8 protein-coding genes and 7 tRNA genes are annotated in these 12,387 nt (G+C 54.0%); 13 read left to right on the plus strand and 2 right to left on the minus strand.

Annotation, left to right across the window (positions count from 1 at the left end; genetic code table 11):
- Nucleotides 1–130: 130 nt before the first annotated feature.
- Nucleotides 131–2,158: an N-acetylglucosamine-specific PTS transporter subunit IIBC gene (nagE, locus tag EGO56_RS13835; RefSeq protein ID WP_135909742.1), complete on the minus strand. Its 2,028-nt coding sequence runs from the start codon at nucleotides 2,156–2,158 to the stop codon at nucleotides 131–133.
- A gap of 328 nt (nucleotides 2,159–2,486) precedes the next feature.
- Between nagE and nagB the strand changes: the two genes are divergently transcribed.
- The 12 genes from nagB to EGO56_RS13895 all read left to right on the plus strand — a co-directional run bounded on the left by nagB (nucleotide 2,487) and on the right by EGO56_RS13895 (nucleotide 9,373).
- Nucleotides 2,487–3,287: a glucosamine-6-phosphate deaminase gene (gene nagB / locus EGO56_RS13840; RefSeq protein WP_013357120.1), complete on the plus strand. Its 801-nt coding sequence runs from the start codon at nucleotides 2,487–2,489 to the stop codon at nucleotides 3,285–3,287.
- A 62-nt stretch (nucleotides 3,288–3,349) separates the two neighbouring features.
- On the plus strand, nucleotides 3,350–4,498 hold the full coding sequence (gene nagA / locus EGO56_RS13845) for an N-acetylglucosamine-6-phosphate deacetylase (protein WP_135909744.1): 1,149 nt from the start codon (nucleotides 3,350–3,352) through the stop codon (nucleotides 4,496–4,498).
- Between the two features lie 7 nt (nucleotides 4,499–4,505).
- Nucleotides 4,506–5,726, plus strand: coding sequence for a DNA-binding transcriptional regulator NagC (gene nagC / locus EGO56_RS13850; RefSeq protein WP_033731851.1), 1,221 nt, complete (start codon nucleotides 4,506–4,508; stop codon nucleotides 5,724–5,726).
- 39 nt (nucleotides 5,727–5,765) lie between these two features.
- On the plus strand, nucleotides 5,766–6,518 hold the full coding sequence (locus EGO56_RS13855; RefSeq protein ID WP_013357117.1) for an HAD-IIA family hydrolase: 753 nt from the start codon (nucleotides 5,766–5,768) through the stop codon (nucleotides 6,516–6,518).
- Nucleotides 6,519–6,826: 308 nt separating this feature from the next.
- On the plus strand, nucleotides 6,827–8,494 hold the full coding sequence (gene asnB / locus EGO56_RS13860; protein ID WP_135909746.1) for an asparagine synthase B: 1,668 nt from the start codon (nucleotides 6,827–6,829) through the stop codon (nucleotides 8,492–8,494).
- 218 nt (nucleotides 8,495–8,712) lie between these two features.
- A tRNA-Met gene (locus EGO56_RS13865) sits at nucleotides 8,713–8,789 on the plus strand.
- Between the two features lie 9 nt (nucleotides 8,790–8,798).
- Nucleotides 8,799–8,883 (plus strand) — tRNA-Leu (locus EGO56_RS13870).
- 22 nt (nucleotides 8,884–8,905) lie between these two features.
- Nucleotides 8,906–8,980: transfer RNA gene (locus tag EGO56_RS13875), tRNA-Gln, on the plus strand.
- Nucleotides 8,981–9,015: 35 nt separating this feature from the next.
- A tRNA-Gln gene (locus tag EGO56_RS13880) sits at nucleotides 9,016–9,090 on the plus strand.
- 22 nt (nucleotides 9,091–9,112) lie between these two features.
- A tRNA-Met gene (locus tag EGO56_RS13885) sits at nucleotides 9,113–9,189 on the plus strand.
- Between the two features lie 6 nt (nucleotides 9,190–9,195).
- A tRNA-Gln gene (locus tag EGO56_RS13890) sits at nucleotides 9,196–9,270 on the plus strand.
- A 28-nt stretch (nucleotides 9,271–9,298) separates the two neighbouring features.
- Nucleotides 9,299–9,373: transfer RNA gene (locus tag EGO56_RS13895), tRNA-Gln, on the plus strand.
- Between the two features lie 103 nt (nucleotides 9,374–9,476).
- On the opposite strand, the gene ubiF is transcribed toward EGO56_RS13895, so the two are convergent.
- The gene (gene ubiF / locus EGO56_RS13900; protein ID WP_033782316.1) at nucleotides 9,477–10,649 is read right to left on the minus strand and encodes a 3-demethoxyubiquinol 3-hydroxylase; all 1,173 of its coding nucleotides are present in this window, start codon (nucleotides 10,647–10,649) and stop codon (nucleotides 9,477–9,479) included.
- A gap of 172 nt (nucleotides 10,650–10,821) precedes the next feature.
- Between ubiF and miaB the strand changes: the two genes are divergently transcribed.
- Nucleotides 10,822–12,246, plus strand: coding sequence for a tRNA (N6-isopentenyl adenosine(37)-C2)-methylthiotransferase MiaB (gene miaB / locus EGO56_RS13905; protein ID WP_135909748.1), 1,425 nt, complete (start codon nucleotides 10,822–10,824; stop codon nucleotides 12,244–12,246).
- Nucleotides 12,247–12,387 lie beyond the last annotated feature (141 nt).

Genomic DNA, 12,387 nt, shown 5'->3' on the forward strand with positions numbered 1-12,387 from the left:
AACGGGTGATTTGTACCACGAAGTAACGGAGTATGATCCACAAAGCGTCTGAGGGAAACAACCGTTTGTTAAGCCTTTAAAACAAAAAAGGCAGGAATCGCTTCCTGCCTGTGGGGTTCTGTTGCGGGGATTAGCCTTTCACTTCATACAGCGGAGTTTCACCTGCCACCACCTGACCGCGGGCCAGTAATGTCAGACCAGCGAAATCATCGCTGTTGCTGACAACCACCGGACTCACCATCGAGCGGGCATTGGCGTTCAGGAATTCAAGGTCCATTTCCAGCACAGGCTGACCGGCGACCACCGTGGCCCCCTCTTCAGCCAGGCGGGTAAAGCCTTTACCTTCCAGCGCCACGGTATCCAGTCCCATGTGCACTACAATCTCTACACCATTGTCCGTTTCCAGACAGAAGGCGTGATTGGTGTTGAAGATTTTCACCAGCGTACCGTCAATTGGAGCCACGACCCATTTGTCGCTCGGTTTGATCGCCAGACCATCGCCTACCGCTTTGCTGGCAAAGGCTTCATCCGGCACATCATCCAGCGCAACCACTTCGCCCGTTACCGGTGCCAGCAATGTCGCAATAACACGCTTCTCACTGTTCAGCACGGCCTGCGGTTTAACGTCAGGCTCCACTGGCGCACTGCTGGTAGCAGCGGCTGCGACCGGGCCCTTGGTCAGCACTTTTTTCATCGCCGAGGCAATGCTTTCGGCCTGAGTACCTACGATGATCTGCACGCTCTGCTTATTAAGGCGGATCACCCCGGATGCACCCAGACGCTTCGCAACGCCCTCATTGACCTGAGCCGAATCATTCACGTTAAGACGCAGGCGGGTAATACAGGCATCGATGCTGGTTAAGTTGGATGAGCCACCCACGGCACCAATATAACGGCGCGCCAGCGATTCAGTAGCCGTTTCACCATTGTCAGTTTTATCGACGTTAACGTCATAACCATCGCTTTCATCACCGGCAACCGCCAGCTCACGGCCCGGCGTCATCAGGTTGAATTTTTTGATGGTGAAGCGGAACACCACGTAGTAGATAACGAAGAAGACCAGGCCCTGCGGAATCAGCATGTACCAGTGTGTTGCCAGCGGGTTACGGGTCGAGAGCACCATATCCACCAGCCCGGCGCTGAAACCAAATCCGGCAATCCAGTGCATGCTGGCAGCGATGAAGACCGAGATGCCGGTCAGGACGGCGTGGATCAGATAGAGCACGGGTGCCACGAACATGAAGGAGAATTCCAGCGGTTCGGTGATACCGGTAAAGAAAGCAGCAAATGCCGCAGCCAGCATGATACTACCGACTTTGACACGGTTCTCTGGACGCGCGCAGTGGTAGATAGCCAGCGCAGCACCCGGCAGACCAAACATCATAATCGGGAAGAAGCCTGCCTGATAACGACCGGTGATGCCCACGGTTGCCGATCCATCAGCCAGTGACTGCGCACCGCCCAGGAATTTAGGAATGTCATTAATGCCGGCAACATCAAACCAGAACACGGAGTTAAGTGCATGATGCAGACCGACAGGAATCAGCAGGCGGTTGAAGAAGGCGTAGATACCGGCACCGGCAGAGCCGAGCTTCTGGATATGCTCACCAAAGCCCACCAGGCCATTAAAAATAACCGGCCAGATATACATCAGGATAAAGGCGACGAAGATCATCAGGAACGAGACGAGAATCGGCACCAGTCGGCGTCCGCTGAAGAAGGAAAGCGCTTTAGGCAGCTCGACATGGCTGAAGCGGTTGTAAACCTCCGCCGACAGGATACCGACCAGAATACCGACAAACTGGTTGTTGATTTTGCCAAACGCCACAGGCACCTGGTCAACGGGCATCTTCTGTATCATCGCCACCGCGGCCGGTGAGCAGAGCGTGGTAACAACCAGGAAGCCGACAAAGCCAGTCAGGGCAGCGGCACCATCTTTATCTTTTGACATGCCATACGCGACACCAATCGCAAACAGCACTGACATGTTTTCGATGATGGCGGCACCGGATTTGATCAGCAACGCAGCGAGCGCATTACCTGCACCCCAGCTGTCCGGATCGATCCAGTAACCTACCCCCATTAATATTGCTGCTGCTGGCAGGGTTGCTACCGGCACCATCAGTGCACGCCCCACCTTCTGTAAATAACCTAACATATCCCCTTCCCCCTATGAGCCTGACTTGTCGCTTTGCGCCGCTTAATGTTGTTATGTCAGCTGCAAAGATCGTTAATACACTTCATATCACGCTGCGAAGTGTAATGATAAATTAATTCGCCTCGCAAATTAAAACCCTGGTAAATGTGATTTTTATCACTAAAAAACATCATGTCACACGGCAACATCTGGCTATCACCACAAACTTATTTTATGATCCGAAATATTGAATTACGCTCCTCCCGTAGCGAGAATAGACAATCTGCTCAGGCTGATGACTAACGCAATGGTTTAGCGATCCCCTTTCTATTTTCTAATGAGGTGAAACATGAGACTGATTCCTTTAGCGACGCCAACCCAGGTGGGTAAATGGGCCGCCCGACATATTGTTAACCGCATCAATGCGTTTAACCCGACGGCGGACAGACCTTTTGTTCTGGGTCTGCCAACCGGCGGCACGCCACTGGAGGCGTACAAACACCTGATTGATATGCACAAAGCGGGCCAGGTCAGTTTTAAACATGTCGTGACCTTCAATATGGATGAATATGTCGGTCTGCCTAAAGAGCATCCTGAAAGCTATCACAGCTTTATGTATCGCAACTTCTTCGATCACGTTGATATTCAACCGGAAAATATCAACCTGCTGAATGGTAATGCGCCCGATATTGACGCAGAATGTCGTCAGTACGAAGAGAAAATTCGCGCACTGGGTAAAATTCACCTGTTTATGGGCGGTGTCGGCAACGACGGTCATATCGCTTTTAACGAACCGGCGTCTTCACTGGCTTCCCGTACCCGCATTAAAACCCTGACCCATGATACCCGCGTAGCGAACTCGCGCTTCTTTAACGGTGACGTGGATCAGGTGCCTAAGTATGCGCTGACGGTCGGCGTCGGCACGCTGCTGGATGCCGAAGAAGTGATGATTCTGGTTACCGGCCATGTCAAAGCGCAGGCGCTGCAGGCGGCAGTTGAAGGCAACGTGAATCATATGTGGACCATCAGTTGCCTGCAGCTGCATGCGAAATCGGTTGTGGTCTGTGATGAGCCAGCCACCATGGAATTGAAAGTGAAAACCGTGAAATATTTCCGCGAAATGGAAGCGGAAAATATGAAAGGCGTGTAACAGAATAGTGTCTTGCCCTGCTGTTACGCTGAGTGACAGCAGGCCAGGACGGGAGAAAAAAGATGTACGCATTAGTAAACGGTCGAATCTACAGCGGCCATGAGATTCTGGATAATCACGCCGTCGTGGTGGCTGACGGGCTTATTGCGCGCGTCTGCCCACGTGAATCGCTGTCGGCTGATATTGAGCAGCGGGATATGGCGGGTGCGATTATTGCGCCGGGCTTTATCGATCTCCAGCTCAATGGCTGCGGTGGCGTTCAGTTCAATGACAGCCTTGATGCGCTCAGCATTGAGACGCTGGAAACGATGCAGCGCGCCAATGAAAAGTCTGGCTGCACCAGTTTTTTACCGACGCTGATCACCAGCAGCGACGCGCTGATGAAGCGGGCGATTGAAACCATGCGCGCTTACCTGCAGAAACATCAGCATCAGGCGCTGGGTCTGCATCTGGAAGGCCCGTGGCTGAGTAAGGCGAAAAAAGGCACCCACGATCCGGCGCTGATTCGCCTGCCGGATGCGGCGATGGTGCAGTATCTTTGCGACAACGCCGACGTCATCACCAAAGTCACCCTTGCACCAGAAAACGCCGGCAGCGACGTGATTCGTCAGTTAACCGACGCCGGAATCATTGTCTCAGCGGGTCACTCGAATGCGACCTATGAAGAGGCGAAAGCAGGTTTTTCTGCTGGCGTGAGTTTCGCAACCCACCTCTACAATGCTATGCCGGCGTTTGCCGGACGTGAACCCGGGCTTATCGGTGCGCTGTTTGATTCGCCTGATGTATACTGCGGCATTATTGCGGATGGTTTACATGTACATTACGCTAACGTGCGCAATGCAAAACGCATCAAAGGCGACAAACTGGTGCTGGTAACCGATGCCACCGCACCGGCTGGCGCTGACATCAGCGAGTTTATTTTTGCTGGAAAAACAATCTATTATCGTGACGGCCTCTGTATTGACGAAAACGGCACACTCAGTGGTTCGGCCCTGACGATGATAGAAGCAGTACAAAACAGCGTCGAGCATGTCGGTATCGCACTGGACGAAGCGTTACGCATGGCATCACTCTACCCGGCACGGGCGATAGGCGTGGAAAGACAGTTGGGCTCGATCGAAGCAGGAAAAATCGCGAACCTGACTGTGTTTACGCGCGACTTTAAAATCATTAAGACGTTAGTCAACGGAGACGACGTCCTGAGCGAGTAAGCACTGAATGACCACTGGCGGCCAGTCACAAATAGGAAATGTCGATCTTGTTAAGCAACTTAATAGCGCAGCGGTTTACCGGCTGATTGATCAACAGGGGCCGATATCGCGCATTCAGATTGCCGAACTCAGCCAGCTCGCCCCCGCCAGCGTCACCAAAATTACCCGCCAGTTGATTGAGCGCGGCCTGATCAAAGAGGTAGACCAGCAGGCGTCTACCGGTGGTCGCCGCGCTATCTCGATTATCACTGAAACCCGCCACTTCCATACCATCGGGGTTCGCCTCGGCCGCAACGATGCGACTCTGACCCTGTTCGACCTTAGCGGTAAATCGCTGGCGCAGGAGGATTATGCGCTGCCGGAACGCACCCAGGAGACGCTGGAACATGCGCTGTTTAACGCCATCAGCGGCTTCATCGAGCAGCACCAGCGTAAAATACGCGAGCTGATCGCGATTTCCGTCATCCTGCCGGGCCTGGTTGACCCGATTAACGGCGTGATCCGTTATATGCCACACATCTCTGTCAGCCACTGGCCGCTGGTCGCCAGTCTGAAAAAACGGTTCAACGTCACCAGTTTTGTGGGGCATGATATTCGCAGTCTGGCGCTGGCCGAGCACTATTTCGGTGCAAGCCGCGACTGTGCTGACTCAATCCTGGTGCGCTTACACCGCGGCACCGGTGCCGGCATTATTGCCAACGGGCATATTTTCCTCGGCAGCAACGGCAACGTCGGCGAAATCGGCCATATCCAGGTTGACCCGCTTGGCGAGCGCTGTCACTGCGGTAACTTTGGCTGCCTTGAAACGATTGCCGCTAACGGCGCCATTGAGAATCGTGTGCGGCATCTGCTGAATCAGGGCTACCCCAGTGTACTGACGCTGGAGGCGTGCCAGATGTCCCACATCTGCAAAGCGGCCAATCAGGGTGATGCGCTGGCCTGCGAAGTGGTCGAACAGGTGGGCCGGTATCTCGGCAAAGCGATTGCCATCGCGATTAACCTGTTTAATCCACAAAAAGTGGTGCTGGCGGGCGAGATTACGGAAGCAGAGAAAGTGCTGCTGCCCGCGATTGAAGGCTGCATCAATACCCAGGCATTAGAAGCCTTTCGTAAAAATCTGCCGGTGGTGCGTTCTACCCTGGATCACCGTTCTGCGATTGGTGCGTTTGCGCTGGCTAAACGTGCCATGCTTAACGGCATTCTGCTGCAACATCTTCTGGAAGACTAAGCTAACCCGCTGTTGTGGCGGGCCACATCGGATCTGACTATGACCATTAAAAGCGTAATTTGTGATATCGATGGCGTGCTGATGCACGACAACACGGCCGTTCCTGGCGCACAGGAATTTTTACAGCGTATTCTGGCCAAAGAGATGCCGCTGGTGGTGCTGACGAACTATCCCTCGCAGACTGAGCAGGATCTGGCTAACCGCTTTGCTTCGGCTGGTGTTGAGGTTCCTGAATCCGTTTTCTATACCTCTGCCATGGCTACCGCCGACTTCCTGCGTCGTCAGGAGGGTAAAAAGGCCTATGTCATTGGTGAAGGCGCGCTGATTCATGAGCTCTATAAAGCGGGTTTTACCATTACGGATGTGAATCCCGATTTTGTCATTGTCGGGGAGACGCGTTCGTTCAACTGGGACATGATGCACAAAGCGGCCTTCTTCGTCGCTAACGGCGCGCGCTTTATCGCCACCAACCCCGATACACACGCGCGTGGCTTTATACCCGCCTGTGGCGCGCTCTGCGCCGGGATTGAGAAGATCTCAGGCCGTAGCCCGTTTGTGGTGGGCAAACCCAGCCCTTACATCATGCGCGCCGCGCTGAATAAAATGCAGGCTCACTCGGAAGAGACGGTCATTGTGGGTGATAACCTGCGAACCGATATTCTCGCCGGTTTCCAGGCAGGTCTGGAGACAGTACTGGTGCTGTCAGGCGTCTCGACGCTGAGCGATATCGATGCCATGCCGTTCCGTCCGGACTGGATCTACCCTTCTGTTGCCGATATTGACCTGTTCTGATTCATTTTTCTTATGACGCATCCGTTTAATCTGTGATGCGTCCCCCCTTTTTTTCATGGTCCCGCCTACTTTCGCTGCCTGTTTTTTACTCACAAACGCCATTTCATTGCCGATCCAACAACAAAACAACATTTAAATTGTCGTTTATTCAATTTTATTGCCATGTGAGCAATATTTTTATCAGTAAATCACGATTCCTCTTGCATTGAATGCACCAAATAGCGCATTTTCTTATCTATCACGCAGCGTCAGGCTGCCGGACAAACGCAAAAGATAACATCGCCGTAAGGTGAGATTAGGAGTCAGTTATGTGTTCAATTTTTGGTGTGCTGGATCTGAAAACCGATCCTGTTGAGCTGCGCAAAAAAGCGCTGGAATGTTCACGTTTAATGCGTCATCGCGGCCCGGACTGGTCAGGTGTCTATGCAGATGACAAGGCTATTCTGGCGCATGAACGCCTCTCAATTGTTGACGTTAACAACGGCGCACAGCCACTGTACAACGCCGATCACACCCACGTACTGGCCGTTAACGGCGAGATTTACAACCATCAGGCACTGCGCGCTGAACTCAGCGATCGCTACGAATTTCAGACCGGTTCTGACTGTGAAGTGATTCTGGCGCTCTATCAGGAGAAAGGTGTCGATTTCCTTGATGAGCTGGAAGGCATGTTCGCCTTTATCCTCTATGACAGCGTTAAGAAATCGTATCTGATTGGCCGCGACCATATTGGCATCATTCCGCTTTACATGGGTAACGATGAGCACGGCAACCTGTTTGTTGCGTCAGAAATGAAAGCGCTGGTACCGGCCTGCCGTTCGATCAAAGAGTTCCCGCCGGGAAGCTACCTCTCCAGCACCGATGGCGAAATCCGTCGTTACTGGCAGCGTGACTGGATGGAATACAAAAACGTTGAACACAACACCACAGATGCGGCTGGCCTGAAACATGCGCTGGAAGAGTCGGTGAAAAGCCACCTGATGTCAGATGTCCCTTATGGCGTGCTGCTGTCAGGCGGTCTGGACTCCTCTATCATTTCAGCCGTGACCAAGCGTTTTGCGGCGAAACGGGTTGAAGATCAGGATAAAAGTGATGCGTGGTGGCCGCAGCTGCACTCCTTCGCGGTCGGACTGGAAGGTTCACCCGATTTAAAAGCGGCGAAAACCGTGGCGGAACATCTGGGCACCGTGCATCACGAAATTCATTTCACCGTGCAGGAAGGTCTGGATGCGATTCGCGATGTGATTTATCACATTGAAACCTATGACGTTACCACCATTCGCGCCTCTACGCCGATGTACTTGATGTCGCGTAAGATCAAAGCGATGGGTATTAAGATGGTGCTGTCGGGTGAAGGTGCAGATGAAGTGTTTGGCGGCTATCTCTACTTCCATAAAGCGCCAAACGCCAAAGAGTTCCACGAAGAAAACGTGCGTAAACTGCAGGCGCTGCATATGTTTGACTGCGCCCGCGCCAACAAAGCGATGTCCGCCTGGGGCGTTGAAGCCCGCGTACCCTTCCTGGATAAAAAATTCCTGGATGTGGCAATGCGTATCAACCCTGCCGACAAAATGTGTGGCAGCAACGGTAAAATGGAGAAGCACATTCTGCGTGAATGTTTCTCCTCTTACCTGCCAGAGAGCGTAGCGTGGCGTCAGAAAGAGCAGTTCTCTGATGGTGTGGGTTATAGCTGGATCGACTCACTCAAGGAAGTGGCCGCGAAGCAAATCAGCGACCAGCAGCTGGCAACCGCCCATTTCCGCTTCCCGTTCAACACGCCGGGTTCGAAAGAAGCTTATCTCTATCGTGAGATTTTCGAAGAGCTGTTCCCGTTAGCCAGTGCGGCAGAGTGTGTGCCAGGCGGTCCATCCGTCGCCTGTTCGTCTGCCAAAGCGATTGAATGGGATGAAGCGTTTAAAAACATGGACGATCCTTCCGGACGTGCCGTGGGTGTGCATCAGTCAGCCTATAAATAAGCCGACAGAAAGCCACCAGAATGGGCCGGTTATGGCCCATTTTTTTTACGATTAGCGTTGTATTCACTGAAAAATTGCCGAATAAACCGCCAGGCTGGTTATAAGCCAGTCAAACAGCGATTATCTGGCAAAAAACGGTAAAAAACTTGTTGACGCTGTCTGGTCAACTCCGCATAATGCGCCCCGCAACGCCGATGAAGGTAACGCGAAAAAAAGATGGCTACGTAGCTCAGCTGGTTAGAGCACAGCACTCATAATGCTGGGGTCACAGGTTCGATTCCCGTCGTAGCCACCATCTTTTTTTGCGGGAGTGGCGAAATTGGTAGACGCACCAGATTTAGGTTCTGGCGCCGCAAGGTGTGCGAGTTCAAGTCTCGCCTCCCGCACCATTTCATTATTCGGCAGCGTGGATGGGATATCGCCAAGCGGTAAGGCACCGGTTTTTGATACCGGCATTCCCTGGTTCGAATCCAGGTATCCCAGCCAATTTCGATGATTCTTGTATGCTGAGAACGGACGAATGGGATATCGCCAAGCGGTAAGGCACCGGTTTTTGATACCGGCATTCCCTGGTTCGAATCCAGGTATCCCAGCCATCATTGAAATGCAGTACAATTTGGCTACGTAGCTCAGCTGGTTAGAGCACAGCACTCATAATGCTGGGGTCACAGGTTCGATTCCCGTCGTAGCCACCATATAATTGGGGTGTCGCCAAGCGGTAAGGCACTGGTTTCTGATACCAGCATTCCGGGGTTCGAATCCCTGCACCCCAGCCATACAAAGACAATTTGAAAAACCCATTATTGGGGTGTCGCCAAGCGGTAAGGCACTGGTTTCTGATACCAGCATTCCGGGGTTCGAATCCCTGCACCCCAGCCAAATTGCACAACCAGGCCCGCTTTTGCGGGCTTTGTTGTTTTTGTCCCTTCTCCACCATCCTGATTACTGGCCCGCCCTGCGGCGAGCCTGAACGCGTAAGCGACTATAGCCCCAGCGCGTAACGCAATACCTGCCGCTTCAGTACGCCAGAATGTTCAGCGGCAATCAGCCCGAGATTTCGCGCAAACCTCAGCGGTGCCAGCTGGTTGCTGAAGGCAAAGTAAAAGAGATCCATCCCGCCCTGCATCAGCATATTGTCTTTGCGACGCTGACGGTGATAGCGCTGTAATACCCGCTCTGACGCCCAGTCCTCCGCTGCACCGCGCGCGCTTACCAGCACATCAATCAACGCATCAATATCGCGATACCCCAGATTCACGCCCTGCCCGGCCAGCGGGTTAATGGTATGCGCAGCATCACCCACCAGCGCCAGCCCCGGAAGGACATAGCGTGAAGCGTGACGGCGCACCAGCGGGAAGCCGCCCGCCGCATGGGCTTTGAACCGTCCCAGCCGCGCCGGGAAGTGGCTGGCGATCTCTTTCTCCAGCTGGGCTATCGGCATCGCCTGCAGCTGACGGACTCTTGCGGGCGCGTCATACCAGACCAGCGAGGCCCGATTGCCATACAGCGGCAGGAAGGCACGTGGTCCCTGCGGCGTAAAGTGCTGCCAGGTCGCATCCCCTGCCGGATGGTCGCAGGTCACGCTGATCAGCAGGCAGGACTGCGCATAGCTCCAGCCATGAATCCCGATCCCGGCCATCTGCCGCACCTGCGAGTTTGCGCCATCTGCACCAATCACCAGCCGGGTATGCAAGGCCACGCCGTCGTTAAGGTCGACGCGCCAGCCGCCATTTTCTGGCTGCAGGTTTTCCAGCGTGGCCGGGCAATAGCAGGTCACGCCCAGCGACTGCATCTCCTCCCATAACGCCCGCTGAAGCACGCTGTTCTCAACCATAAAGCCCAGTTCAGGCAAGCCCAGCGAGGCAGCATCAAAACTCACCTGCGCCGTCTGCCACTCCCAGGTTTCCAGTCTGCGATAGGGTGCGCTGCGCATCGCTTCGACCCGCGGCCAGACGTTGAGCTGCTTCAGCAACGCCACCGAGGAGGATCCGATCGCTGAAATTCGCAGATCGGGATCGCTGTCGGCATCAAACGGCGCGGGTTCAGCACGCTCAATCACCGCCACGCGAAAATGTTGCTGTGTCAGTCCACAGGCCAGCGCAGCACCGACCATGCCACCGCCGACAATCACGACATCAAACTGATTACCCTGCATTGCTTAACTCCCTCTCTTATTCCCGCCAGCCTGCGCATCGCGGGTCTGAATAGAGCAAAGTGTACCGGAAAACCCGATGGCTGGCAGAAAAGCCCTCAGACTGGTCACCACAGCATCAAAGCATTACAATACGCGCCCCTCACTTCACTGCACTGAATCAATGGCTAGCGCGATGACAAAAAAACTGCATATCAAAACCTGGGGATGTCAGATGAATGAGTATGATTCATCCAAGATGTCTGATCTGCTGAACAGTACGCACGGCTATACGCTGACCGAGGTCCCTGAAGAGGCGGATATTCTGCTGCTTAACACCTGCTCCATTCGTGAGAAAGCGCAGGAGAAGGTATTTCATCTGCTGGGACGCTGGAGAAAACTCAAAGAGCGCAACCCGGATGTGATTATCGGCGTGGGTGGCTGTGTGGCGTCGCAGGAAGGCGATCATATTCGTCAGCGTGCGCCCTGCGTAGATATTGTGTTTGGTCCGCAGACACTGCACCGCCTGCCGGAGATGATCAACACCGTGCGCGGTACCAAAAGCCCCGTAGTCGACATCAGCTTCCCGGAAATTGAGAAATTTGACCGCCTGCCGGAACCGCGTGCAGAAGGCCCGACAGCCTTTGTCTCCATTATGGAAGGCTGCAACAAATATTGTACTTTCTGCGTGGTGCCTTACACCCGTGGTGAGGAAGTGAGCCGTCCCAGCGATGACATACTGCTGGAGATCGCCCAGCTGGCGGCGCAGGGCGTGCGTGAAGTTAACCTGTTGGGTCAGAATGTTAACGCTTACCGTGGTGCCACCTTTGATGGTGAGATCTGTACCTTCGCTGAGCTGCTGCGCCTGGTCGCCGCTATCGACGGTATCGATCGCATTCGTTTCACCACCAGCCATCCGATTGAGTTCACCGATGACATCATTGATGTCTATCGCGATACCCCGGAGCTGGTGAGTTTCCTGCATCTGCCGGTTCAGAGTGGCGCAGACCGTATTCTGACACTGATGAAGCGCGCGCATACCGCGCTGGAATATAAGGCGATCATCCGCAAGCTGCGCGCGGCGCGCCCGGACATTGAGATCAGCTCCGACTTCATCATTGGCTTCCCCGGAGAAACCCGGCAGGATTTTGAGCAGACCATGAAGCTCATCGCCGACATCAATTTCGACGTCAGCTTCAGCTTTATCTACTCTGCCCGTCCCGGCACACCCGCCGCTGACCTGCCGGATGATGTCAGCGAAGAGGAGAAAAAGCAGCGTCTGTGGATCCTGCAGGACCGCATTAACCAGCAGGCGCAGGCGATCAGTCGCCGCATGCTCGGCACCGTGCAGCGTATTCTGGTGGAAGGCATCTCCCGCAAGAACGTCATGGAAGTCTCTGGCCGCACCGAAAATAACCGTGTGGTCAATTTTGAAGGCACGCCTGAGATGATTGGCCACTTTGTAGATGTTGAAATTGTCGATGTCTACACCAACTCGCTGCGCGGCAGGCTGGTGCGTACTGAAGAAGAGATGGGCCTGCGTATGGCGCAAAGCCCGGCATCCGTGATTGCCCGTACCCGCAAAGAAAACGAAATCGGCGTGGGTCTGTTCCAGCCGTGATACCTGCTATATTGAGCGGCAGCGCGCATTGCGTTGCCGCCAATTTCACGCCGCGGCACTTGGTTTCTGAAAGTGTTGCCCAAATATCTCTCCTTAAGCTTGCGCCCAGGCGTTACGGCATAAATAATTTCGTTATGGTGC

Origin of the sequence: Pantoea vagans (assembly GCF_004792415.1) — a bacterium.
Lineage (GTDB): Bacteria > Pseudomonadota > Gammaproteobacteria > Enterobacterales > Enterobacteriaceae > Pantoea > Pantoea vagans.

Coding starts and splice junctions, on each gene's coding strand:
- miaB (WP_135909748.1), top strand. CDS start 10,822: ATGACAAAAAAACTGCATATCAAAACCTGGGGATGTCAGATGAATGAG.
- nagE (WP_135909742.1), bottom strand. CDS start 2,158: ATGTTAGGTTATTTACAGAAGGTGGGGCGTGCACTGATGGTGCCGGTA.
- asnB (WP_135909746.1), top strand. CDS start 6,827: ATGTGTTCAATTTTTGGTGTGCTGGATCTGAAAACCGATCCTGTTGAG.
- EGO56_RS13855 (WP_013357117.1), top strand. CDS start 5,766: ATGACCATTAAAAGCGTAATTTGTGATATCGATGGCGTGCTGATGCAC.
- nagB (WP_013357120.1), top strand. CDS start 2,487: ATGAGACTGATTCCTTTAGCGACGCCAACCCAGGTGGGTAAATGGGCC.
- nagA (WP_135909744.1), top strand. CDS start 3,350: ATGTACGCATTAGTAAACGGTCGAATCTACAGCGGCCATGAGATTCTG.
- ubiF (WP_033782316.1), bottom strand. CDS start 10,649: ATGCAGGGTAATCAGTTTGATGTCGTGATTGTCGGCGGTGGCATGGTC.
- nagC (WP_033731851.1), top strand. CDS start 4,506: ATGACCACTGGCGGCCAGTCACAAATAGGAAATGTCGATCTTGTTAAG.